The 22,539-nt window shown below is 69.0% G+C and carries 19 protein-coding genes; 11 read left to right on the top strand and 8 right to left on the bottom strand.

The genetic code is table 11. From position 1 onward, the window contains the following. Window positions 1–31 precede the first annotated feature (31 nt). From J3S20_RS07810 to tgt, 3 genes are read left to right on the top strand one after another with little or no spacing between them, the layout of a single operon-like run. Window positions 32–358 (top strand): hypothetical protein, encoded by a 327-nt coding sequence (locus J3S20_RS07810; protein ID WP_216835885.1) that lies wholly within the window; start codon window positions 32–34, stop codon window positions 356–358. A 43-nt stretch (window positions 359–401) separates the two neighbouring features. After that, window positions 402–1,484 carry a tRNA preQ1(34) S-adenosylmethionine ribosyltransferase-isomerase QueA gene (gene queA / locus J3S20_RS07805; RefSeq protein ID WP_456305690.1) on the top strand — a complete coding sequence of 361 codons (1,083 nt, stop codon included), beginning with the start codon at window positions 402–404 and terminating at the stop codon, window positions 1,482–1,484. Further along, window positions 1,481–2,599 carry a tRNA guanosine(34) transglycosylase Tgt gene (gene tgt / locus J3S20_RS07800; RefSeq protein WP_216835884.1) on the top strand — a complete coding sequence of 373 codons (1,119 nt, stop codon included), beginning with the start codon at window positions 1,481–1,483 and terminating at the stop codon, window positions 2,597–2,599. The genes queA and tgt overlap by 4 nt, the downstream gene beginning before the upstream one ends. A gap of 7 nt (window positions 2,600–2,606) precedes the next feature. On the opposite strand, the gene J3S20_RS07795 is transcribed toward tgt, so the two are convergent. Further along, a complete protein-coding gene (locus tag J3S20_RS07795; protein WP_216835883.1) occupies window positions 2,607–3,788 on the bottom strand; it encodes a multidrug effflux MFS transporter in 1,182 nt (393 codons plus the stop codon). Between the two features lie 234 nt (window positions 3,789–4,022). Here J3S20_RS07795 and J3S20_RS07790 point away from each other — a divergent pair, with 234 nt between their 5' ends. The 5 genes from J3S20_RS07790 to J3S20_RS07770 are packed head-to-tail and all read left to right on the top strand — an operon-like array spanning window position 4,023 to window position 9,037. Next, window positions 4,023–5,069, top strand: a complete 1,047-nt coding sequence (locus J3S20_RS07790; protein ID WP_216835882.1) for an ABC transporter ATP-binding protein — start codon at window positions 4,023–4,025, stop codon at window positions 5,067–5,069. A gap of 35 nt (window positions 5,070–5,104) precedes the next feature. Continuing rightward, window positions 5,105–6,439 (top strand): ABC transporter substrate-binding protein, encoded by a 1,335-nt coding sequence (locus J3S20_RS07785; RefSeq protein WP_216835881.1) that lies wholly within the window; start codon window positions 5,105–5,107, stop codon window positions 6,437–6,439. A gap of 58 nt (window positions 6,440–6,497) precedes the next feature. Next, window positions 6,498–7,457 (top strand): carbohydrate ABC transporter permease, encoded by a 960-nt coding sequence (locus tag J3S20_RS07780; RefSeq protein WP_216835880.1) that lies wholly within the window; start codon window positions 6,498–6,500, stop codon window positions 7,455–7,457. Next, window positions 7,450–8,364 (top strand): carbohydrate ABC transporter permease, encoded by a 915-nt coding sequence (locus J3S20_RS07775; protein WP_216835879.1) that lies wholly within the window; start codon window positions 7,450–7,452, stop codon window positions 8,362–8,364. Before J3S20_RS07780 ends, J3S20_RS07775 begins: the two co-directional genes overlap by 8 nt. A gap of 58 nt (window positions 8,365–8,422) precedes the next feature. Further along, entirely contained in the window at window positions 8,423–9,037 is a 615-nt protein-coding gene (locus J3S20_RS07770) for a flavodoxin family protein (protein ID WP_216835878.1), read from the top strand. 2 nt (window positions 9,038–9,039) lie between these two features. Here the strand turns inward: J3S20_RS07770 and J3S20_RS07765 are convergent, their stop codons facing one another. Next, window positions 9,040–9,801: an SDR family oxidoreductase gene (locus J3S20_RS07765; RefSeq protein ID WP_216835877.1), complete on the bottom strand. Its 762-nt coding sequence runs from the start codon at window positions 9,799–9,801 to the stop codon at window positions 9,040–9,042. 103 nt (window positions 9,802–9,904) lie between these two features. Here J3S20_RS07765 and J3S20_RS07760 point away from each other — a divergent pair, with 103 nt between their 5' ends. Together J3S20_RS07760 and J3S20_RS07755 are read left to right on the top strand one after the other, a co-directional pair. Further along, on the top strand, window positions 9,905–10,948 hold the full coding sequence (locus tag J3S20_RS07760) for a C-terminal binding protein (RefSeq protein WP_216835876.1): 1,044 nt from the start codon (window positions 9,905–9,907) through the stop codon (window positions 10,946–10,948). A 78-nt stretch (window positions 10,949–11,026) separates the two neighbouring features. Continuing rightward, complete coding sequence (locus J3S20_RS07755) at window positions 11,027–12,460, top strand: NAD-dependent succinate-semialdehyde dehydrogenase (protein ID WP_216835875.1); 1,434 nt, start codon at window positions 11,027–11,029, stop codon at window positions 12,458–12,460. A 73-nt stretch (window positions 12,461–12,533) separates the two neighbouring features. Here J3S20_RS07755 and J3S20_RS07750 read toward each other — a convergent pair whose 3' ends face one another. From J3S20_RS07750 to treZ, 3 genes are all read right to left on the bottom strand, one after another. Beyond that, a complete protein-coding gene (locus tag J3S20_RS07750) occupies window positions 12,534–12,842 on the bottom strand; it encodes an HU family DNA-binding protein (protein WP_216835874.1) in 309 nt (102 codons plus the stop codon). Window positions 12,843–12,939: 97 nt separating this feature from the next. Then, on the bottom strand, window positions 12,940–15,618 hold the full coding sequence (gene treY / locus J3S20_RS07745) for a malto-oligosyltrehalose synthase (RefSeq protein ID WP_216835873.1): 2,679 nt from the start codon (window positions 15,616–15,618) through the stop codon (window positions 12,940–12,942). Beyond that, on the bottom strand, window positions 15,615–17,426 hold the full coding sequence (gene treZ, locus J3S20_RS07740; RefSeq protein WP_246602488.1) for a malto-oligosyltrehalose trehalohydrolase: 1,812 nt from the start codon (window positions 17,424–17,426) through the stop codon (window positions 15,615–15,617). Before treZ ends, treY begins: the two co-directional genes overlap by 4 nt. A 182-nt stretch (window positions 17,427–17,608) precedes the next feature. Here treZ and glgX point away from each other — a divergent pair, with 182 nt between their 5' ends. Further along, a complete protein-coding gene (gene glgX, locus J3S20_RS07735; RefSeq protein WP_246602486.1) occupies window positions 17,609–19,834 on the top strand; it encodes a glycogen debranching protein GlgX in 2,226 nt (741 codons plus the stop codon). Window positions 19,835–19,858: 24 nt separating this feature from the next. Here glgX and J3S20_RS07730 read toward each other — a convergent pair whose 3' ends face one another. From J3S20_RS07730 to egtB, 3 genes are all read right to left on the bottom strand, one after another. Continuing rightward, complete coding sequence (locus J3S20_RS07730; RefSeq protein WP_216835871.1) at window positions 19,859–20,284, bottom strand: response regulator; 426 nt, start codon at window positions 20,282–20,284, stop codon at window positions 19,859–19,861. Window positions 20,285–20,348: 64 nt separating this feature from the next. After that, on the bottom strand, window positions 20,349–21,290 hold the full coding sequence (egtD, locus tag J3S20_RS07725) for an L-histidine N(alpha)-methyltransferase (RefSeq protein ID WP_216835870.1): 942 nt from the start codon (window positions 21,288–21,290) through the stop codon (window positions 20,349–20,351). Continuing rightward, window positions 21,287–22,489: an ergothioneine biosynthesis protein EgtB gene (gene egtB, locus J3S20_RS07720; protein ID WP_246602485.1), complete on the bottom strand. Its 1,203-nt coding sequence runs from the start codon at window positions 22,487–22,489 to the stop codon at window positions 21,287–21,289. Before egtB ends, egtD begins: the two co-directional genes overlap by 4 nt. Between the last annotated feature and the right edge of the window lie 50 nt (window positions 22,490–22,539).

Genomic DNA, 22,539 nt, shown 5'->3' with positions numbered 1-22,539 from the left:
TGCAACCGCAACCGAAACAGGACCGACCCGCATGGCCGAAAGCTTCCCGATCTATCGCTACGAGACCCGGCAGGAGGATGGCGCGACCGAGACGCGCTATACTTTCGCGCCGATGGAAGGCGTGGGCTATGCCGGCCGCGGCAGCCCGACCAGCGCGGGGGATGCCGATACCGAGGCCAGCGAGGCTCGCCCCGCCGGCCATGTCGAGGCGCCGGCCGGCTCGCAGATCATCAGTGTCGAGCCGCCGACGCTGGAGGTGCCGGGCCGCGGCAAGGTGGATGTCTCGGCCGTGATCGGCGTGACCGAGGGCGAGACCTCCGCCAGCAGCGACGTGGTCCGCTGGCGCCCGGCGGGCTGATCCAACTGGACAAGGCGGGCGCGGCGGGTCACATGCCGCGCCCATGCCCGAGGCCCCTGCCCCTCCCCCGCTGCGCACCGAGGATTTCGACTTCGCCCTGCCGGAGCGCCTGATCGCCCAGGCGCCGGCGCGGCCGCGTGATGCCGCGCGGCTGCTGGTGGTGCGGCCGGAAGGGCTGGCGGATCGCGGCGTGCTGGACCTGCCGGGGCTGCTGGAGCCGGGCGACGTGCTGGTGGTGAACGACACCCGCGTCATCCCGGCCCGCCTGCGCGCCCGGCGCGGCGAGGCGCGCATCGAGATCATGCTGAACCGCGCCGAGGGCGGCGGGCTGTGGCAGGCGCTGGTGCGCAATGCGCGGCGTCTGCGCGCGGGCGATGTGGTGGAGATCGAGGGCGCCCCCGGCTGCACCGCGCGGGTGGTGGAGCGGCAGGAAGGCGGCTCCGCCCTGTTCGACTTCGGCCCGGACCAGGCGGCGCTGGCCGCGGCGCTGGAACAGGCGGGCGAGATTCCCCTGCCCCCCTATATCCAGCGCGAGGGCAAGCCGCGCGCCGAGGATGCGGCGGACTACCAGACCATCTTTGCGCGCCATCCCGGCGCCGTTGCCGCGCCGACCGCGAGCCTGCATTTCACGGACCGGCTGCTGGCGGCGCTGGATGCGCGGGGCGTGCGACGGGTGTCGGTGACGCTGCATGTCGGCGCCGGCACCTTCCTGCCGGTGCGGGACGAGGATCCGCGGGCGCATCGCATCCACCAGGAATGGTGCGAGATGCCCGAAGGCTCCGCCGCCGCCATCAATGCGGCCCGCGCCGCCGGGCGGCGCATCGTCGCCATCGGCACAACGGCGCTGCGCACGCTGGAATCGGCGGCGGCCGAGGATGGCACGGTGACGCCCTTCCGCGGGCTGACCGGCATCTACATCCTGCCCGGCCATCGCTTCCGCGCGGCGGATGCGCTGCTGACCAATTTCCACCTGCCGAAGTCGACCCTGATGATGCTGGTCTCCGCCTTCTGCGGCACGCGCCGCATGCGCGCGGCCTATGCGCATGCGATCCGCGAAGAATACCGCTTCTTCTCCTACGGCGACGGCAGCCTGCTGTTCCGCTGCGAACAGGACGCTGCCGAATGACCCTGCATTGGAAGATGGCAGCGCGCGACGGCGCGGCGCGGGCCGGCATGCTGCACACGGCGCATGGCGAGGTGCCGACGCCGGTCTTCATGCCGGTGGGCACCGCCGGCACGGTGAAGGCGATGACCGCTGATGCGGTGCGGTCCACCGGCGCGCGCATGGTGCTGGGCAACACCTACCACCTGATGCTGCGGCCGGGGGCGGAGCGCGTGGCGCGGCTCGGCGGGCTGCACCGGATGATGGACTGGCACGGGCCGATCCTGACGGATTCCGGCGGCTTCCAGGTGATGTCGCTGTCCGGCCTGCGGAAGCTGGACCAGGACGGCGTGACCTTCCAGAGCCATATCGACGGCTCCAAACACCGCATCACCCCCGAGCGCAGCGTCGAGATCCAGCACCTGCTCGGCGCCGACGTCACCATGTGCTTCGACGAATGCACGCCCTTCCCGGCGACGGAGGAGCAGGCCGCCGAGAGCATGCGACTGTCCATGCGCTGGGCCGCGCGGTCCCGCCAGGCCTTTGTCGCGCGCGACGGCCACGGGTTGTTCGGCATCGTCCAGGGCAGCGTCTTCGAGGATTTGCGGCGCGAGAGCGTGGCCGCGTTGACCGAAATCGGCTTCGAGGGCTATGCCATCGGCGGCCTCGCCGTGGGCGAGGGCCAGGCGGAAATGCTGCGCGTTCTGGACTTCACCGCGCCGCTGCTGCCGCAGGATGCCCCGCGCTACCTGATGGGCGTCGGCACGCCCTCCGACCTCATCGAATCCGTCCGCCGCGGCGTCGATATGTTCGACTGCGTGATCCCGACGCGCTCCGGCCGCACCGGCCGCGCCTATACCAGCCGCGGCGTGCTAAACATGCGCAATGCGAAGCATGCCGAGGCTACGCGGCCGCTGGACCCGGATTGCGACTGCCCTGCCTGCCGCAACCATTCCCGCGCCTATCTGCACCACCTGATCAAGGCCGAGGAGATGCTCGGCCCGATGCTGCTGACCTGGCACAATATCCGCTACTACCAGACCCTGATGACGCGGCTGCGCAACGCCATCCTCGAAGGCCGCTTCGAGGCGGAGGCCGCGGCGATCGCGGCGGGCTGGGCGGAAGCCGAAGCGGGCTGAGCCAGGCTCAGGCCCCCGCCGCGCTGCGCTTCAGCAGCAGATGCGCGGCCAGGCCGCCGCTGCCCGCCAGCGCGATAAGCACGCCCATGGCCAGCGCGGATGTGCCGCCGAAGGCGCCCAGCACCGCGCCCACCACGGCGCCAATGCCGAATTGCAGCGTGCCCATCAGCGCCGAGGCGCTGCCCGCCATCCGCCCCATCGGCGCCATGGCCAGCGCCGAGGACAGCGGCAGCACCGATCCCATCAGCGCCAGATACAGGAAGAAGGCGGCCAGCAGCGGCAGCAGGGCGCCGCTGAGGACCGCCAGCACCACGCCGATCCCCGCCACCGCCAGCAGCGACAGCGTGACCACCAGCAGCTGGGACGGCTGCCTGCGACGCACCAGGCGGCTGATGACCTGGCTCGCCAGGATCAGGCCGAAGGCATTGCCGCCGAAGGCCATGCCGTATTCCAGCGGCCCCAGCCCATGCACCTGCATCAGCAGGTTCGGCGAGCCGACGAGATAGGCGAACAGCCCCGCCATCGGCAGCGCACCCGCCAGCGCATGCGACAGGAAGCGGCGATCGCGCAGCAGTTGGACATAGACCAGCATCACCTGGCCCAGCCCGTCCTGCCGCCGCTGCTCCACCGGCAGGCTTTCCGGCAGCCATTGCTGCATCACCAGCAGCGCGACCGCGCCATAGATGGCCAGGAACCAGAAGATCGCGCGCCAGTCGAGCGCCGCCAGCAGCCAGCCGCCCAGCATCGGCGCCAGGATCGGCGCCGCGCCCATGGCCAGCATCAGCATGGACATCATGCGCACCGCGCCGCGCTCGTCGCAAAGGTCGCGCACCACCGCACGCGCCACCACCACGCCGACGCAGCCACCCAGCGCCTGCAGCAGCCGCAGCGCCACCAGCGCATCGGCGGAACGCGCCAGCGCGCAGCCGATGGAGGCCAGGGTGAAGACCACCATGCCGATCATCAGCGGCAGGCGCCGCCCGACGCGGTCCGACAGCGGGCCATAGACCAGCTGGCCCGCGGCCATGCCGAGCAGGAAGACGGCGAGCGTGCGCTGGATGGCGGCGGGGCTGGCGGCGAGGTCGGCGCCCATGGCGGGGAAGGCGGGCAGGTACATGTCCACGCCCAGCGGCCCCAGCGCGGTCAGGGCGCCGAGGAGGGCGGCGAGGCGCCTGTAGTGCTCAGGCATGGGGGGATCGGCCTTGCTGCTATGCAGCATTTGCCTAGACCCGCGCCCCAGCCTTCGTCCAGCGCAGGATCGGGCGGGACGGCCATGCGCCGCGCTGGCGGCTTCCGCGCCTTAATCCTGCAAACCGCGGCGCCCGTCGGCCGGTGGCGAGGTTGCGCGGGGCGCGAAGGCGTGTGTAGCCTTCGCGGGCGTAGTCGCCGGTAAAGGCGGCACGTGGGAGGACGGAACGGAAAGATGGCAACGGTCTCGGTGCGGCAGGCGCTCAAATCCTTTGGCACCACCCGCATCCTGCACGGCGTCGATGTGGAGATCTCGGATGGCGAATTCGTCGTCCTGGTCGGCCCATCCGGCTGCGGCAAATCCACGCTGCTGCGCATGATCGCGGGGCTCGAGAACATCAGCGGCGGCGAGATCGCGATCGACGGGCGCGTGGTGAACAACGTGCCGCCGAAGGACCGGGACATCGCCATGGTGTTCCAGAACTACGCGCTGTATCCGCATATGACGGTGCGGCAGAACATGGCCTTCTCCATGAAGCTGGCCAAGGCGCCGCCCCAGGTGATGGAGGAGGAGGTGCAGCGCGCCGCCAAGATCCTCGGCCTGGATGCGCTGCTGGACCGCTATCCGCGCCAGCTCTCGGGCGGCCAGCGGCAGCGGGTCGCCATGGGGCGCGCCATCGTGCGGCATCCGCAGGTCTTCCTGTTCGACGAGCCGCTGTCCAACCTGGATGCCAAGCTGCGCGTGCAGATGCGGTCCGAGATCCGCGAATTGCAGCAGCGCCTGGGCACAACGACCATCTACGTCACCCATGACCAGATCGAGGCCATGACCATGGCCGACCAGATCGTGGTGATGAATGGCGGGCGGATCGAACAGGCGGGCGCGCCGCTGGCGCTGTATGACAAGCCCGCGAACCTGTTTGTTGCCGGCTTCATCGGCAGCCCGGCGATGAACCTGCTGCCCGGCGAGGTGACGCCGCAGGGCTTCCGCACGCAGGGCGGCGCGCTGCTGCCGCTGCCGCCGGGCGCGCCCCCCCATGCCGCCACCTACGGCATCCGGCCGGAGCATATGAGCCTTTCGGATGATGGCGTCGAAGGCACCATCGTGCTGGTCGAGCCGACGGGGTCCGAGACGCAGGTGACGATGCGGCTGGGTGAGACGGTGGTGACCGGCGCCTTCCGCGAACGCGTGCAGGGGCGCCCGGGCGACAAGCTGCGGGTGCTGCCCGACCTTGGACTGGTGCATCTGTTCGGGCCGGATGGAGCGCGCCTGCCAGGCTGAAGACAACCAACGACAAACAAGGAGGAATCGGGAAAATGGCCTACCTCATCACACGCCGCGCGGCGCTCGCACTGGGCGGAGCGGCGCTGGCAGCCCCCCGCGCCTTCGCGCAGTCCAATATCCCCACGCAATCCGCCACCGCCCCTTCCCTGCCGATCGAACGCGGTGCCACGCTGCGCATGCTGCGCCCGGTGCGCTTCGTGCAGCCGGATGAGGAGGTGTTCCGCGCCAATGCCGCACGCTTCACGCAGCAGACGGGCGTCGAGGTGCGCGTCGACTTCGTGGGGTGGGAGGACATCACCCAGCAGACCGCCGTCACCGCCAATACCGGCGCCGGCCCCGACCTGATCATCGGCTTCAACGAGGCGCCGCATATCTACGCCGACAAGCTGGTCGACATGGCCGATGTCGCCGCCTATCTCGGCCAGAAATACGGTGGCTGGAAGGCCATGGCGCAGCGCTACGGCAAGCGCGCCGGCACCGACATATGGGTCGGCCTGCCCTTCGGCGCCTCCGGCGGCCCCCTGGTCTGGCGCAAGTCCACGCTGAATTCCGTCGGCTTCGACGCCCCGCCCGAGGATCATGCCGGCTATCTGAAGATGTCGCAGGAGCTGAAGCGGGTGGGCAAGCCCTCCGGCTTCGCGCTGGGCAATGCGGTGGGTGACGGCAACGGCTTCGCGCAGTGGCTGGTCTGGTCCTTCGGCGGCTATCTGGTGGATGAGAACAACAACGTCGCCATCAACAGCCCGGAGACGATCCGCTCGCTGGAATACCTGAAGGACCTCTATGCGACCTTCATCCCCGGCACCATCGCCTGGGGCGATATCAGCAACAACCGCGCCTATTCCGCCGGCGAATGCCACCTGACGGCGAATGGCGTCTCGCTGTATTTCTCGCTGAAGAACGACCCGGCGATGCGCGCCATCGCGGACGACACCTACATGACCCTGCTGCCCAAGGGCACGCAGCAGACCTCGCCCATGGCCGGGCTGACGCTGAACGCCATGGTCTTCAGGCACAGCCGCTATCCCAATGCCGCCAAGGCCTTCCTGCAGTTCATGCTGGAGGCGGCGCAGTACGACCCCTGGCTGCAGGCCAATCTCGGCTACTGGTCGCAGCCGCTGGTCGCCTACAACAACAGCGCGACCTGGAGCAGCGGCGACCCGAAGATCTCGGTGTTCAAGGGCGTGATGGATACGACCTTCTACGCCGGCTACAAGGGCCCGATCAGCGAGGCCTCGGCCGCGGCCAATGCGGATTACGTGATGGTGCAGATGTGCGCCTCCGTCGCCTCCGGCCAGGCGACGCCGCAGCAGGCGGCCGCCGAGGCGGAGCGCCGCGCGCGCCGCTTCTTCCGCTCTCGCCGCTGAGCAATCCGGGGCGGCGCCCGCGACAAGCGGGCGCCGTTCCGCCATCCGGGAAGCCATCATGTCCGCGACAACCGCCGCGCCGACCTGGACCAAGATGCGCCCCAAGCAGGGCGCGCTCTCGCGGCTGTTCGACTGGAAGCCGTTCCTCGCCTTCGTTTGCCTGCTGCCGGCCGTCGGCCTGCTGATGACCTTTTTGACCTATCCGCTCGGCCTCGGCGTCTGGCTTGCCTTCACGGACACCACCATCGGCCGCAGCGGCATCTTTGTGGGGTTGGAAAATTTCATCTGGCTGGCGGATGACCCGATCTTCTGGAACGCGGTCTTCTACAGCGTCTTCTACACGGGCGTCGCCACCATCGGGAAATTTGCGCTGGGCCTCTGGCTCGCGCTGCTGCTGAATCAGCACCTGCCGATGAAGTCGCTGCTGCGCGCCATCATCCTGCTGCCCTGGATCGTGCCCACCGTGCTGTCTGCCATCGCCTTCTGGTGGATCTACGACCCGCAATTCTCCATCATCTCCTATGTCTTCGTGGATGTGCTGGGCTGGCGGGACACGAATATCGACTTCATCAACACCGCCTGGCCGGCGCGCTGGTCACTGATCGCGGCGAATATCTGGCGCGGCATTCCCTTCGTCGCCATCTCGCTGCTCGCGGGGCTGCAGACCATCTCGCCCTCGCTCTACGAGGCGGCGCTTCTGGATGGGGCGAGCGCCTGGCAGCGCTTCCGCTACATCACCTTCCCGATGCTGCTGCCGATCCTGGCGATCGTGATGACCTTCTCCATCATCTTCACCTTCACCGATTTTCAGCTGGTCTATGCCATCACGCGCGGCGGGCCGGTGAATTCCACGCATCTGCTGGCGACGCTGGCCTTCCAGCGCGGCATTCCGGGCGGGCAGCTGGGAGAGGGCGCGGCGATCGCCGTCTCCATGATCCCCTTCCTCGTCTTCGCCACGCTGTTCAGCTATTTCGGCCTGGCGCGGCGCAAGTGGCAGCAGGGAGAGGGCAATGACTGAGGCCGCCGCGATGAATGCGCCCGAGGCGAAATCCACCAACACCTCCTCCGCCCAGCCGGAGGCGATGGCCTGGGACAGCAAGTCGCGGCGCTTTGTGCTGCTCTACCTGCCGCTGGCCTGCTTCGTCATCATCCTGCTGTTTCCCTTCTACTGGATGACGGTGACGGCCTTCAAACCGAACGCCGAGCTGTATGACTTCGCCCAGCACAATCCCTTCTGGATCAGCTCCCCCACCCTCGACCACATCCGCCTGCTGCTGTTCGAGACGGCCTATCCGAAGTGGCTGATGACGACGATGCTGGTCTCGGTCTGCTCCACCGTGCTGTCGCTGTTCGCCAGCACGCTGGCGGCCTATGCCATCCAGCGGCTTCGGTTCAAGGGCAGCCAGTATGTCGGGCTGGCGATCTACCTCGCCTATCTGGTGCCGCCCTCCATCCTGTTCATTCCGCTGGCCACGATGGTCTTCCAGCTCGGGCTGTTCGACACGCCCTTCGCACTGATCCTGACCTATCCCACCTTCCTGATCCCCTTCTGCACCTGGCTGCTGATCGGCTACTTCAAGTCGATCCCCTTCGAGCTGGAGGAATGCGCGCTGATCGATGGCGCGACGCGGCTGCAGATCCTGTGGCAGATCACCCTGCCGCTGGCCGTGCCGGGCCTGATCTCCGCCGGCATCTTCAGCTTCACCCTGTCCTGGAACGAATTCATCTACGCGCTGGCCTTCATCCAGAGCAGCGAGAACAAGACCGTGCCGGTGGCGATCCTGACTGAGCTGGTGACGGGTGACGTCTACCAGTGGGGCGCGCTGATGGCGGGGTCGCTGCTGGGGTCCCTGCCCGTCGCGATCTTCTATTCGTTCTTCGTGGACTACTACGTCTCCTCCCTCACCGGCGCTGTGAAGGAATAGACGCGGAACCGAGGGGCCGGCGGGGCGCTTGCACCGCGACCCCTCCGGAGTTCCCGCCATGGCGATCAAGGCGCTAGCCCTCAACTGCACGCTGAAGTCCGATGCCAGCGAAGCCTCCTCCACCGACGCCATGCTCGCCGTGCTGAAATCGGCCTTCGCGGAGCAGCAGGTGGAGGTGACGGAAACGGTCCGCGTCGCCGCCCTGAATATCAAGCCAGGCGTGACGTCGGATGAGGGCGAGGGCGACGACTGGCCTGCGCTTCGGGAAAAGATCCTGGCGCATGACATCCTGATCCTCGGCGGCCCGATCTGGCTCGGCCAGCCCAGCAGCGTCGCCAAGCGGGTGCTGGAGCGGATGGACGCCTTCATCTCGGAAACCGACGACCAGGGCCGCATGCCGAGCTACGGCAAGCTGGCGGTTGCCGCCGTCGTCGGCAATGAGGATGGCGCGCATGCCTCCGCCGCGCAGATCTTCCAGGCGCTGAACGACACGGGCTGGACCATCCCGCCCTCCGCCAGCTGCTACTGGGTGGGCGAGGCGATGGGCGATGTCGACTTCAAGGATCTGAAGAAGACGCCGGAAAAGGTGACGGAGACCGCCGAAATGCTGGCCAGCAGCGCCGCGCATCTGGCGCGGCTGCTGCAGGCCAAGCCCTTCCCTGGCGTGGAGTAGACTCAGAGCTTCTGGTTCAGCGCCGCCACATAGCTGCGGTTATGCGTCGGCGTGATCCAGACCTCGTTGATCGTCACATGCTTCGGCAGGCAGGCGATGTAGCGCACCAGATCGCCGACGTCGGCGGATTGCACCATGCGCGCGCGCTCCTCTGCGCTCACCGGGTTCGGGCGCTTGTCGAGGATGGGCGTCGCCACCTCCCCCGGCAGCAGGGCGCAGCTGCGGATGCCGTTGACGCATTCCTCCATGTTGATGGTGTGGCTCATCGCCACCACGCCGTGCTTGGCGGCCGTGTAGCCCGCACCCGAAAGCATGGAGATATTGCGCCCGGCCATGGAGGCGGTGTGGATCAGCACGCCGTCCTTCTGCGGCCGCATCAGCGGTAGCGCCACCGTCACCGCATAGAAGGCGGAGGCCAGGTTGCCGCGCACCAGCTCATCCACCCCATCCGCATCCAGAACTGCCCAGCGGCGCTGCGTGATGTTCAGTCCCGCATTGTTCACCAGGATGTCGAGCCGTCCGAATTTCTCGGCCAGGAAAGCGCCCACCGCCTTCACGGCCGCGGCATCCATCATGTCGGCCGGCTGCACATGCGCAGTGCCGCCCTGGGCCTTGATGCGGGCCGCCACATCCTCCAGCGGCGCGGGACGGCGGCCGGTCAGCACCAGTTCCGCGCCCTCCTCCGCCAGCGCCAGCGCCGCGGCCTCGCCGATGCCGCTGCCCGCCCCGGTGACCCAGGCGACCTTGCCCGCCAAACGCGCCATTTTCGCTTCTCCCTTGTCGCAGACGCAGGCTAGCAGCGCGCCGCGCGCTTGTCGGCCCCCCGTAGCGGATGCAAGCTGTGGTCAATCGAAGGGAAACGCAGCCATGTCCAAGCCCAGAATCCTGACGCCCGCAGGCGCCTCCTTCACCACGCATGGTGGCGGCTATGCGCTGGAGATGGAGGCGCTGGAACGGCTCGGCGCCGAGATCGTCGAATGCCCGGCGACGGAGGAAGGCTTCATCGCCGCGGCGCCGGAGGCCGATGCAGTCTATGCCAAGGGCATGCGCTTCTCCGCACCGATGATCCAGGCGCTGACCAAGGCCAAGGTCATCACCTGCGCCACCGTGGGCGTGGATTACGTCGATGTGGTCGCCGCCACCGCGCAGGGCATCGCCGTGACCAATTGCCCCGACACCTTCATCGAGGAAGTCGCAGACCACGCCATGATGCTGCTGCTGGCGACCCATCGCCGCTGCATCGAGCAGGACCGCATGGTGCGCGAGGGCCGCTGGACGGAAGGGCGCCCGCAGCTTTCCACCGTGCCGCGGCTGATGGGCCAGACGCTCGGCTTCGTCGCCTTCGGCCGCGTCGCCCGCCTGGTCGCGCTGCGCGCCAAGGCCTTCGGGCTGCGCATGATGGCCTACGACCCCTTTGTGGATGAGCTGACGATGAGCGCGCTCGGCGTGGTGCCGGCCAGCCTGGACGAGGTTCTGGCGCAATCCGATTTCCTGTCCATGCACGCGCCGGCCACGCCCGAGACCGGCCATATGCTGACCACGCGTCACTTCGCGAAAATGAAGCCCAACGCCATCTTCATCAACACCGGCCGCGGCCCGACGGTGGATGAGGCGGCGCTGATCGAGGCGCTGCAATCCAAGCGCATCGCCGGCGCCGGCCTTGATGTCTTCGAGATCGAGCCGGTGAAGCCGGACAATCCGCTGCTGAAGATGCCCCACGTCATCCTCTCGCCGCACAATGCCAGCGCCTCGGCCCGTTTCGACGAGGCACGCAAGCGGCGCGCGGGGCAGGAGCTGGCGCTGGTGCTGTCCGGCCGCTGGCCGATGTCCTGCGTGAATCCCACGGTGCTGCCGGGCTCCGGCCTGCGCCGCTGGCAGCCCTATGCGATGGAGCGCGGGCCGAACAGCTGAACTGCCCCCGGTTCCCCCCTGGTTCCCCCTTTGGCGTCCCTGTGGCACCTTCCGCGCCAAGACGCATAGGAGACGCGCATGTATCCCGATACCCAGCTGTTCATCGACGGCACCTGGCGCGCCGCCCGCGGCGGCCGTAGCCTGCCCGTGCTGAACCCGGCCACCGAGGAAGTCATCGGCCAGGTTGCCCATGCCACCACCGACGACCTGGATGAGGCGCTGGAGGCCGCCGCCCGCGGCTTTGCCGTGTGGAAGAAGGTCTCCGCCTTCGACCGCTCCAAGCTGATGCGCAAGGCGGCCGATATCTTCCGTAGCCGCGCCGATGCCACCGCGCAGATGATGACGCTGGAGCAGGGCAAGCCGCTGGCCGAGGCGAAGATGGAGGTGATGGCGGCCGCCGACATCATCGACTGGTTCGCCGAGGAAGCCCGCCGCGCCTACGGCCGCGTCATCCCCGCGCGTGCGGAAGGTGTGTACCAGCTGGTGGTGAAGGAGCCGGTCGGCCCCGTCGCCGCGTTCACGCCCTGGAACTTCCCCATCAACCAGGTGGTCCGCAAGCTGTCCGCCGCCCTGGCCACCGGCTGCTCCATCATCGTCAAGGCGCCGGAGGAGACCCCGGCCTCCCCCGCCGAGCTGATCCGCGCTTTCGCGGATGCCGGCCTGCCCAAGGGCGTGGCGAACCTGGTCTATGGCGTGCCGGCCGAGATCAGCGAGTACCTGATTCCGCACCCGGTCATCCGCAAGGTGACCTTCACCGGCTCCACCCCGATCGGCAAAATGCTCTCGGCGCTCGCCGGCCAGCACATGAAGCGCGTGACCATGGAGCTCGGCGGCCATGCGCCGGCGATCGTCTTCGACGATGCGGATCTCGAACTCGCGGCGAAGACGCTGGCCGGCGCGAAATTCCGCAATGCCGGCCAGGTCTGCGTCTCCCCCACCCGCTTCCTGGTGCAGCAGAAGTCCTACCCGGAATTCGTCGAGCGGTTCACCGCCCATGCCAAGGCGCTGAAGGTCGGCGCCGGCATGGATGCCGACACGCAGATGGGCCCGCTGGCGCATGAGCGGCGCGTGCCCTGGGTGGAGGGGCTGGTGGCCGATGCACGGCAGCGCGGGGCGGAGGTGCACACGGGCGGCGAGCGGATCGGCAACAAGGGCTATTTCTACCAGCCGACCGTGCTGACCGGCGTCGGCCGCGATGCCCGGATGATGAACGAAGAGCCCTTCGGCCCCGTCGCCATGATCGCCCCCTTCGGCGACCTGGAGGAGGTGGTGGAGGAAGCGAACCGCCTGCCCTTCGGCCTCGCCTCCTATGCCTTCACCCGCAGCGCCAAGACGGCGAATGCCATCGCGGCTCGGGTCGAATCGGGCATGATGACCATCAACCACCTGGGCCTCGCGCTGCCGGAAGTGCCCTTCGGCGGCATGAAGGACAGCGGCTATGGCTCCGAGGGTGGGTCGGAGGCGATCGAGGCCTATCTGAACACGAAGTTCGTCAGCCAGGCCGGCCTGTAAACGCGAAAGGGCACCGGATGTCGCCATCCGGTGCCCCTTGCGTCACGGTCGCGGGGCCGAAGCCCCGCGGGGATCAGGCCTTGGCCTTGCGCTTCGCCTTCTTCATGCCGGCCAGCGCCGATTCCTTCAGCGCCTTGCTGGCCTTGAAGCGCACCGTCGCGCCGGCCTTCACCGCCACCTTCTCGCCGGTCCGCGGGTTCAGCGCGGTGCGCTTCGCCGTCTCCCGCACGCTGAAGGCGCCGAAATCGGGGATGGTGAAGCGCCCGGACTGGACGATCTCCCCCTTGATGGCTGCGATGATGTCGGCCGCGAGCCGGCCGGCGGCATTGGCCGGCATCTCGGTCGACTTCACGATGACGTCGGTCAGAAACTTCTTCGACATGCACTGGCTCCTTGCGATATCGGTCGCATAGCCGGAACCGCCGCGAATGTCAGCGTGTGATTCGCGGCAAGCTGCATGTTTCGGTTATCGCAGTGTATCAGCGGATCCGCGCGAAGACGGCCACCGGCAGGCTGCGCAGGGCTTCACCGGGCGTTAACCTGCCCTGCGGACGGATCACCTGCCCCGTCAACAGGTCCCGCCATTCGGTATCTTTCCCCGGCCAGTCCAGGCTGCTGTCCTGCCAGTCCGGCTGCGGCGCGAATCGTGCTCCGACAAGGCGAATCTCCAAATCGCCGTGCCGCCGGGCGAAGCCCAGAAGCTGCGGCGCGGCGGCGCCGGATGCCGCCAGCGGCTGGTAGTCGCCCTGGGCGTAGAGCGCCGGATTCGCCGCGCGATGCGCCAACAGCTGGGCGGTCAGCGCCAGCTTCATGCGCCCGTCGCGCCAGCCTTCCGCCATGGCCGCCCAGGCCCCGCCTGGGTCCTTCGCCAGCGCTTCCGTCACCGACTCCAGCGCCGAGTCGCGCGCGGCATAGTTCACCGGCCGACGGTTGTCGGGATCCACCAGGCTGAGGTCCCAGGACTCCGCGCCCTGGTAGATGTCCGGCATGCCCGGCAGCGTCAGCTTCAGCGCCGTCTGCACCAGGCTGAACTCCAGCCCCAGCCGGGCCACCCTTTCCTGGAAGGGCAGGAAGGCGGCGAGGAAGTCCTGGCTGTCCAGCGCCCGCCGGACGAAGCCCAGAACGGCTTCCTCATAGTCGGTATTGGGCGCGGCCCAATTGGAATGGCGCTTGGCCTCCCGCATCGACTTGGTCATGGCGCCTTCCAGCCGCGCGACGAGCTCCGCATCCGGCCCCTGCACGGGCCAGACGCCGAGCAGCAGCTGGTAGAAGAGGTATTCGTCGTTGCGGTCCGGCGCGCCCTCCCCCTGGCGCAGGATGGCGGACCAGTTGCGGACCTGGCGCGCCCATTCCTCCGGCATGCCGGCCAGCACGGCCAGCCGCGCGCGGGTATCCTCGCCGCGCTTGGTGTCGTGGGTGGAGGTGGAGAGCATCGCCTGGGGCCAGTGCCGCGCGCGCTCCGCATTGGCGGCGTGGAATTCCTCCAGCGACACGCCGAAATGGTCGGGGTGCCCCCCCACCTCGTTCAGCGCGACCATGCGGTTGTAGCGGTAGAAGGCCGTGTCCTCGAGGCCCTTGGCCATGATCGGGCCGCTGTATTGCTGCACCCGCATGGCCAGGCGCTGCACCGCGTGGCGGCTGAAGCCGCTGCGGGGCTCGGCCACCAGGTCGGTGGTCAGCAGGCGGTGCAGGAAGTCGAAGACGCTGGGGTCGAGGTCCGGCTCCTGCCGCCTCGCGGCGGCCACAGCTTCCTCGATCGCGTGGCGGTCCTCCGCCGTCGGCGGGGCGGCGGCATCGACATAGCTGCGATAGACGGTGAAGCCGGCCACCACGGCGGCCAGGCCGCGGGAGAGGATGTTCTGCGTGAAGTCGGCACTGCGCGGCGTCTGCTGCGCGATGCGCGCGGCTTCGCGGGCCAGCATCGCCAGCTCTCCCGCCATCTCGTTGCGCATGATGCGCAGCTTGCAGTCCTGCACGATGGCGTCGAAATCTTGCTCCGCCCCGGTGAAGTCGGCGTAGAGGCGCGTCAGCGGCGCCTCACCGGCCGGGTCCACCAGCACACCGAGCACGAGGTTGGCGAATTCGTAGCCCGTTGTACCCTGCACCGGCCAGTCCGCGCGCAAGGCCTCATGGCGCGCCAGGATTTTCTCCACCACCAGGTAGAAGGGGCGCGGCGCGGCGGCGCGCAGCTGTTCCAGATAGCCCTTCGGGTCGAGCAGGCCATCGACATGGTCGATGCGCAGCCCGTCCAGCGTGCCATCGGCCAGCAGTGCGAAGACCAGGCGATGCGCATGCTCGAAAAGCTCCGGCAGCTCCATGCGCAGCCCGGCGAGCTCGTTGATGTTGAAGAAGCGGCGGTAGTTGATGTCATCCGCCGCGACGCGGAAGTGTGCGGCGCGCCAGTGCTGGTCACGGATCAGCGCATCCAGTCGGACGGGCTCCGCGTTCAGCGCGGCGACCGCCTGCTCCACCGCGCGCAGCAGCGCGGCATCGCCGGCGACCAGCGCGGCAAGCTCCGCCTGCAGGTCGCGCGCGCGGGCGACGATGCGCGGACGCCAGTCCGGCAAACCCGCAAAGGCGTCGCCTAGGCGTTCCAGCTCGGGATGCGCATCGCCCAGCACGCGGCCGTAATGCAGCGGGCAGATCGGCAGCTTGTGCGTGTCATAGGCCCAGACGGCGAAGCTTCCGGCCGCCGCATCGAAGCGCAGTGCCAACTGCCCTGCCTCCAGCACCGCGCCATACTGGTCGCCCAGGAACGGCACCAGCAGCCGGCCGCGGCGCCAATCGATGTCGAACCAGCCCGCGTAGTCCGATGCCTCGCCCCATTCCAGCACATCGAGCCACCAGGGATTGTCCGCCCCGCCCACACCCATGTGGTTCGGCACGAAGTCGAGGATCTGCCCCAGCCCATGCGCGCGGAAGGCGGTGACCATGTCCCGGAAGGCCTGTTCGTCGCCCAGCTCCGGGTTCAGCGCATTGTGGTCGACGATGTCATAGCCATGCGTGCTGCCCGGCCGCGCCTTGAGATAGGGCGAGGCATAGACATGGCTGACGCCGAGCCGCGCCAGGTAGGGCGCGAGCCGCGCCGCATCGGCGAAGCCGAAGCCGGCATGGAATTGCAGCCGGTAGGTGGCGCGCGGGGTCACGGCTTCGGTCATGCGGATTCCTCGATGGACCAGCGGACGGTCCAGGGGCCCAGGCCCGTGGCCGCACCCTCGCGCCAGATCACGCGGCCAGCCTCTGGCATTTCGGGCAAGGTGGTGGCGGAGAGATTGGCGGCCAGGTGCAGCTTGCCGCCACGATGCAGCGCCCAGGTGATTTCCACGGCGCCTTCGCCCAGCACGCGCCAGGTCCCGCCGCGACGGATCCCGGACAGCCGCGGGATGATCTCGGCATGGCGCACGGCGAGGATGGCGCGGTGCCATCCCAGCGCCTCGGCATGCGACGGCTTCGCCACGTCGTCCCACCGCAACTTGGCGGAGGCGAAGGTTGGCTCCGCCATTGGATCCGGAATGCGTTCGCGCATTGCTGGGTCGGCGAATTCTGGAAACCGGGCGAATTCGGCGCGACGGCCTTCGCGCACGGCATCCGCCAGCTCGGGCCCAAAGTCGCAGAAGAAGGGAAAGGGCTGCGCGGCGTCCCACTCCTCCCCCATGAAGAGCATCGGCACCTGCGGCAGCAGCAGCGCCACCGCCGCCACGGCGCGCAGCGCGGCGCGCGGCGCGATCTGGCACAGCCGATCGCCGAAGGCGCGATTGCCGATCTGGTCGTGGTTCTGCAGGAAGGCGATGAAGGCGGTGGGCTGCAGCGAACCGCTCGGTTCGCCGCGCGGATGGCCGCGATAGGGCATCATCTGGCCCTGGAAGGCGAAGCCCTCGGCCAGCGCGCGGGCCAGCGCTTCCGTGTCGCCCTGGTAGTCGGCGTAGTAGCCGCTGCGCTCGCCGGTCGCGGCCACATGCAGCACGTGATGCGCATCGTCGTTCCACTGCGCCGTATAGTGCGGCGGCTGGCCGCGGGCGTCGCGCTGCAGGCGGCGCGCCTCGTTCTCCTCATTCTCCAGCACCAGGTGCACCGGCCGGTCCGGCACGGCGGCGCGCACCCGCTCCGCCAGCTCCTCCAGCAGGTGCTTCGGGCTGTCATCGATGATGGCGTGCACCGCATCGAGCCGCAGCCCGTCGAGGTGGAATTCCTCGATCCAGTAGAGCGCGTTGTGGATGAAGTACGCGCGCACCGGCGCGGCATCGGCGCCGTCGAAATTCAGCGCGGCGCCCCAGGGCGTCTTGTGGCGATCCGTGAAGGCCTGGGGCGCGACGGCATGCAGATAGGCGCCCTCGGGCCCGAAGTGGTTGTAGACCACGTCGAGCATCACCATCAGCCCATGGCCGTGGGCGGCCTGGACCAGGGCCTTCAGATCCTCCGGCCGTCCGTAGCTGGCGTCGGGCGCGAAGGGCAGCACGCCGTCATAGCCCCAGTTCCGCCCGCCAGGGAAATCCGCCACCGGCATGATCTGGATGGCGGTGACGCCGAGCGCCGCCAGATACGGCAGGCGCGCGATGGCGGCGGCGAAGGTGCCTTCGGGCGTGAAGGTGCCGATGTGCAATTCGTACAGCACCGCCTCCGCCCAGGGGCGGCCGCGCCAGCCGGCATCGGTCCAGGCATGGGCCGCGGGGTCGATCACCTCGCTCGGCCCGTGCACATCCTCCGGCTGGTGGCGGGAGGCCGGGTCCGGCACGCGCAGCCCGTCCGGCAGCACGAAACGGTAGCGGCTGCCGGGGCGCGCCGCGCGCGTCTGCAAAGCGTGCCAGCCCCCCTCCTCCCGCTGCATGGGCAGCGGCGCCGCGCCGTCGATCTCCAGCCCCACCTCGGCATGGGCAGGCGCCCAGAGGCGAAAGCGCAGGGCGCCATCCGGCTGCACCGATGCGCCGAAGGGCATGGAGTGGGCACGCGTTACGCGGGGGCTGCTCATGCCCCCGGAAACCGGCAGGCGGTCGCTTCGTTCCATCCGCAGGCGAAAAATTCCTCTGCTGCGCCGCGGGAACGCGGCGCGGCCTGGAATGTTGTGCAGCCGCCGGTTCCGTCTCGGGCCGGGATGGGACGGATGGGGGCTTGGGGATGCGGATACGGACAGCCAATGAAGCGCCGCAGGTCATGCGGCGTTCCCGGATCCGCGAAGGCCTTCCCTTTCCGCTTGGCGCCAGCTGGGACGGGCTGGGCGTAAACTTCGCCCTGTTCTCCGCCAATGCCACCAAGGTGGAGCTCTGCCTCTACGACGATGCCGGCGAAACCGAGATCGAGCGCATCGCGCTGCCCGAATTCACCGACGAGGTCTGGCACGGCTATATGCCGGATGCGCGGCCGGGCACCATCTACGGCTATCGCGTGCACGGGCCGCATGCGCCGGAGGCGGGCCACCGATTCAATCCGAACAAGCTGCTGATCGACCCCTATGCGCGCGCCCTCGTGGGCGACCTGACCTGGGGCCCGGAATGCTTCGGTTATGAGCTGGAAACCGGCGACGACCTGACCTTCGACACGCGCGACAGCGGCCCGCTGATGCCGAAATGCCGCGTCATCGACCCCGCCTTCACCTGGGGCCGCGAACGCAGCCCCTCCGTCCCCTGGGACCGCACGGTGATCTACGAGACCCATGTGAAGGGCCTCACCAAGACGCATCCGGCCTTGCCCGAGGAGCTGCGCGGCACCTATGCCGGCCTGGCCTCCAAGGAGGTGGTGGACTATCTGCGCGGCCTCGGCGTGACTTCGGTCGAGCTGCTGCCGGTGCACACCTTCCTCAACGACCAGTTCCTGCTGGACAAGGGCCTCACCAACTACTGGGGCTACAACACCATCTCCTTCTTCGCCCCGGCGCGGCGCTATGCGCGCAACCGAGAATTCGCCTTCTCCGAATTCAAGGAGATGGTCGCGCGCCTGCATGATGGCGGGCTCGAGGTGATCCTCGACGTGGTCTACAACCACACCGCCGAGGGCAATGAGAAAGGCCCGATGCTGTCCTTCAAGGGCATCGACAATGCCAGCTACTACCGCCTGCTGCCGGACCAGCCGCGCTACTACATCAACGACACCGGCACCGGGAATACGCTGAACCTCTCGCATCCCCGCGTGCTGCAAATGGTGAATGACAGCCTGCGCTACTGGGCGACCGAGATGCGCGTCGACGGTTTCCGCTTCGACCTGGCGACGATTCTTGGCCGCGAGGATCACGGCTTCGACGAGGGCGGCGGCTTCCTGGATTCCTGCCGGCAGGACCCGGTGCTGTCCCGCGTCAAACTGATCGCGGAGCCCTGGGATTGCGGGCCGGGCGGCTACCAGGTGGGCGGCTTCCCGCCCGGCTGGGCCGAGTGGAACGACCGCTTCCGGGACACCATCCGCGCCTTCTGGAAGGGCGACGAGGGCCAGTCCTCGGATGTCGCGGCGCGCCTCACCGCCTCGGCCGACTTGTTCAACCGGCGCGGCCGCAAGCCCTGGGCCAGCGTGAACTTCATCACCGCGCATGACGGTTTCACGCTGCACGACCTGGTCAGCTACAACGACAAGCACAACGAGGCGAATGGCGAGGGCGGCCAGGATGGCCATGCCCACAACATCTCCTGGAACCACGGCGTCGAGGGACCGACCGACGACCCCGAGATCACGGCGCTGCGGGAGCGCCAGAAACGCAACATGCTGGCCACGCTGCTGCTGTCGCAGGGCACGCCGATGCTGCTCTCGGGCGACGAATTCGGCCGCAGCCAGCAGGGCAACAACAACGTCTATTGCCAGGACAACGAACTGTCCTGGGTGAACTGGGCCACCATCGATGCCGCCGGCCGCGACCTGGCCGCCTTCACCCGCAAGCTGATCGCGCTGCGCCAAGGCTTCCCCGTGCTGCGCCGGGCGCGCTTCCTGAACGGCGCGATGGATGAGGAGCTGGGCATCAAGGACGTCAGCTGGCTCACCCCCTCGGGCACCGAGATGGAGAACGGGCACTGGGACGATCCCAATGCGCGCTGCTTCGGCATGCTGCTGGATGGCCGCGCCCAGGCCACCGGCATCCGCCGCCCCGCCGGCGATGCCACCATGCTGGTGGTGCTGAACGCGCATCACAACGTGGTGGAATTCGCCCTGCCGGAGCCGCCGGCGGGCCAGCGCTGGCTGCTGCTGGTGGACACCAACAAGCCCGAGCTGGAAGAGCCCGAGCCCTTCGAATTCGGCCACCCCTACCTGGTCACCGGCCGTTCGCTGCTGCTGCTGGTGCTGCACCCCGAGGCCGGTGGCCGCGCCATCCTGACCGCGGCGCGCACGGCCCTGCTGGCCGGCGCCGCACCGCCGCCCATCCCGAAGCCCGAGGCGCCGGAACCTCCGCCGGCGGAATAGCCGGGCCGCCGGCGGGGGTGCCCCTCAATCGACGAAGAGGTGCATCTCCGGCGGCAGGCGCCGCGGCGCGGCGCCGAGCTGCAAGCGGTCCAGCGCCTCCAGCGCGCGCGGCACATCGCCCGGATCATAGGGCTTGGCGATGCAGCCGCGGGCGCCGGTGTCTTCCATCTCCTGCCGCCAGGCGGGGCCATGGCCGGTGGCGTAGAGCACCTGCACCCCTTCCGCCGCCAGCGCCCGCCCCACCCTCAATCCGCTGCCGCCGCCAGCCAGTTGCAGGTCCACCACGGCGAAGTCCGGATCGCATTCGGCGGCCAGGCGCAGCGCGGCGGCCTCGGTCGCGGCGGTGCCGCAGACATGGAAGCCGTGGCCTTCCAGCGCCTCCCCGGTCGCCATGGCGACGAGATCCTCGTCCTCGACGACGAGCACGCTGCGTGTCCGGTTCTCCGGCATCGTCTCCTCCCTCCGGCTGACGTCGCCAGAACGGCGACCCCGGCCGCAGGTTCCGCCGGGGGCCTCAGGCCTCCAGCAGCCAGACGGAGAACATCTCCTCCGGATCCGTCCAGATCCGCGCCTGGCGCCAGCCGGCCGCCTCGGCCAATTGGCGCAGCCGGTCGGGGCGGTATTTGTGGCTGCTCTCGGTGTGGATGCTTTCGCCGGCGGCGAAGGCGAAGACCCGGCCGCCCAGCCGCACCCGCTGGGGGCGGCGGGCGACCAGGTGCATCTCTATGCGCTCCCGCCCCGGATTCCAGCGCGCCGCATGGGCGAAGCCGTCCAGTTCGAAATCGGCGCCCGCCTCCCGGTTCAGCCGGGCGAGCAGGTTCAGGTTGAAGGCGGCGGTGACGCGGGCGCTGTCGTCATAGGCGGCTTCCAGGATCGCCACCTCCTTCACCAGGTCGGCGCCCAGCAGCATCCGCGACCCTGGCCCCAGGGTAGCCCGGGCGCGGGCGAGGAAGGCCACCGCCTCCTCCGGCTCGAAATTGCCGATGGTGGAGCCGGAGAAGAAGCCGAGCCGCGCGGCGCTGCCGCCGGCATGGGCGGGCAGGTCGAAGGGCCGGGTGAAATCCGCCACTACCGGGCGCACGGGCAGGTGCGGGAAAGCCCCGGTCACGCGCTCTGCCACGTCCTCCAGCCATTCGGGGGCGATGTCCACGGGCAGATAGGCCGCCGGCGCCTGGAGCGCGCCCAGCAGCTGCACCGCCTTGGCGCCGTCGCCGGGGCCGAATTCCACCACGGCCGCGCCACGTCCTACCGCCTGGGCGATGTCCCGGCCGCGCTGGTCCAGGATCTGCACCTCGGTCCGCGTCGGGTAGTATTCCGGCAGGCGGGTGATCGCTTCGAACAGCCGCGTGCCCTCGGCGTCATAGAGCCATTTGCACGGCAGAGTCTTGCGCGTGGCGGACAGGCCCGCGATCGCATCGGCCACCAGGGCCGGCTGCAGCTCGACCGCGGCGCTCATGCCGCATCCTCCGCCAGGCGCAGGCCGGTGAATTGCCAGCGCGCGTCGGGCGGGAAGAAGTTGCGGTAGCTGGCGCGGGAATGGCCTGGTGCGGTGGCCAACGAGCCGCCGCGCAGCACCATCTGGTTCACCATGAACTTGCCATTGTATTCGCCGACGGCGCCTTCCCAGGGGCGGAAGCCGGGATAGGGGCGATAGGCGCTGCCGGTCCATTGCCAGGCGATGCCCTCGGCCTCGGCGAAGCCCGGGCGGGTGGCGGCGGCTTCCCATTCCTGCTCGGTGGGCAGGCGGCGGCCAACCCAGCGGGCGAAGGCATCGGCCTCGTACCAGGAAATGTGGCGGACCGGCGCGGCGGGATCGATCGGCCGCAGCCCGCCAAGGCCGAACTGTCGCCATGCCCCGTCCCGCTCCTCCCAGTAGAGCGGCGCCTGCCAGTCCTGCGCCTGGCAGGCGGCCCAGCCGTCGCTCATCCACAGAAGCGGGCTGCGGTAGCCGCCATCCGCGATGAAGGCCTGCCATTCGCCATTGGTCACCAGGCGGTTGGCGATGCGGAAGGGCGCCAGATAGTGGCGGTGGCGCGGCGTCTCGTTGTCGAAAGAATAGCCGATGCCGTCATGGCCGATCTCGACCAGACCCTCCGGCCCTTCCAGCATGCTAGCCATCGCCGCATCCGGCGCGGGGTCCTGCCAGCCAGAATCATAGGCCGGGCGCAGCGGGTTCAGGGACAGCGCATGCAGCGCATCCGTCAGCAGCAGCTCCTGGTGCTGCTCCTCATGCTGCAGGCCGAGCTCCACCAGAGAGGCGATCTCGGGCGTCGCGGCGCAGAGCAGCCGCGCCATGGCGGCATCGACCTGCCGGCGATATTCGGCGATGGCGGCGCCATTCGGGCGCGTGATCATGCCGCGCTGTGGCCTGGCATGCCGCGGGCCGGCGGCGACATAGTAGCTGTTGAACAGCGTCGCGTAATCCTCGTTGACCCGTTGCGCGCCGGGCAGGTGCGGCAGCAGGAGAAAGGTCTCGAAGAACCAGGTGGTATGGGCGCGATGCCATTTGGTCGGGCTGCAATCCGGCATGGATTGCACGACCTGGTCCTCGGCCGAGAGGGGCGCGGCCAGCGCTTCGGTCCGCGCACGGACGGAGAGATAGCGGTCGAGGAGGTGCCGCGCGGCCGCGGGGCGCCCCATGGAAATCTGGTTCATGCTGTCGTGGCGCTCCCGGTTCAGCGCCAGGAACGCGGCAGGAACAGCCG

The sequence above is a fragment of the Falsiroseomonas tokyonensis genome, assembly GCF_019024325.1.
GTDB classification, from domain to species: domain Bacteria; phylum Pseudomonadota; class Alphaproteobacteria; order Acetobacterales; family Acetobacteraceae; genus Falsiroseomonas; species Falsiroseomonas tokyonensis.
This window is presented reverse-complemented; position numbering and strand designations above follow the sequence as displayed.

Bases quoted from the DNA above. Each gene is read 5' to 3' on its own strand.
- J3S20_RS07810 (WP_216835885.1), top strand. From the start codon at position 32: ATGGCCGAAAGCTTCCCGATCTATCGCTACGAGACCCGGCAGGAGGAT.
- queA (WP_456305690.1), top strand. From the start codon at position 402: ATGCCCGAGGCCCCTGCCCCTCCCCCGCTGCGCACCGAGGATTTCGAC.
- tgt (WP_216835884.1), top strand. From the start codon at position 1,481: ATGACCCTGCATTGGAAGATGGCAGCGCGCGACGGCGCGGCGCGGGCC.
- J3S20_RS07795 (WP_216835883.1), bottom strand. From the start codon at position 3,788: ATGCCTGAGCACTACAGGCGCCTCGCCGCCCTCCTCGGCGCCCTGACC.
- J3S20_RS07790 (WP_216835882.1), top strand. From the start codon at position 4,023: ATGGCAACGGTCTCGGTGCGGCAGGCGCTCAAATCCTTTGGCACCACC.
- J3S20_RS07785 (WP_216835881.1), top strand. From the start codon at position 5,105: ATGGCCTACCTCATCACACGCCGCGCGGCGCTCGCACTGGGCGGAGCG.
- J3S20_RS07780 (WP_216835880.1), top strand. From the start codon at position 6,498: ATGTCCGCGACAACCGCCGCGCCGACCTGGACCAAGATGCGCCCCAAG.
- J3S20_RS07775 (WP_216835879.1), top strand. From the start codon at position 7,450: ATGACTGAGGCCGCCGCGATGAATGCGCCCGAGGCGAAATCCACCAAC.
- J3S20_RS07770 (WP_216835878.1), top strand. From the start codon at position 8,423: ATGGCGATCAAGGCGCTAGCCCTCAACTGCACGCTGAAGTCCGATGCC.
- J3S20_RS07765 (WP_216835877.1), bottom strand. From the start codon at position 9,801: ATGGCGCGTTTGGCGGGCAAGGTCGCCTGGGTCACCGGGGCGGGCAGC.
- J3S20_RS07760 (WP_216835876.1), top strand. From the start codon at position 9,905: ATGTCCAAGCCCAGAATCCTGACGCCCGCAGGCGCCTCCTTCACCACG.
- J3S20_RS07755 (WP_216835875.1), top strand. From the start codon at position 11,027: ATGTATCCCGATACCCAGCTGTTCATCGACGGCACCTGGCGCGCCGCC.
- J3S20_RS07750 (WP_216835874.1), bottom strand. From the start codon at position 12,842: ATGTCGAAGAAGTTTCTGACCGACGTCATCGTGAAGTCGACCGAGATG.
- treY (WP_216835873.1), bottom strand. From the start codon at position 15,618: ATGACCGAAGCCGTGACCCCGCGCGCCACCTACCGGCTGCAATTCCAT.
- treZ (WP_246602488.1), bottom strand. From the start codon at position 17,426: ATGAGCAGCCCCCGCGTAACGCGTGCCCACTCCATGCCCTTCGGCGCA.
- glgX (WP_246602486.1), top strand. From the start codon at position 17,609: ATGCGGCGTTCCCGGATCCGCGAAGGCCTTCCCTTTCCGCTTGGCGCC.
- J3S20_RS07730 (WP_216835871.1), bottom strand. From the start codon at position 20,284: ATGCCGGAGAACCGGACACGCAGCGTGCTCGTCGTCGAGGACGAGGAT.
- egtD (WP_216835870.1), bottom strand. From the start codon at position 21,290: ATGAGCGCCGCGGTCGAGCTGCAGCCGGCCCTGGTGGCCGATGCGATC.
- egtB (WP_246602485.1), bottom strand. From the start codon at position 22,489: ATGAACCAGATTTCCATGGGGCGCCCCGCGGCCGCGCGGCACCTCCTC.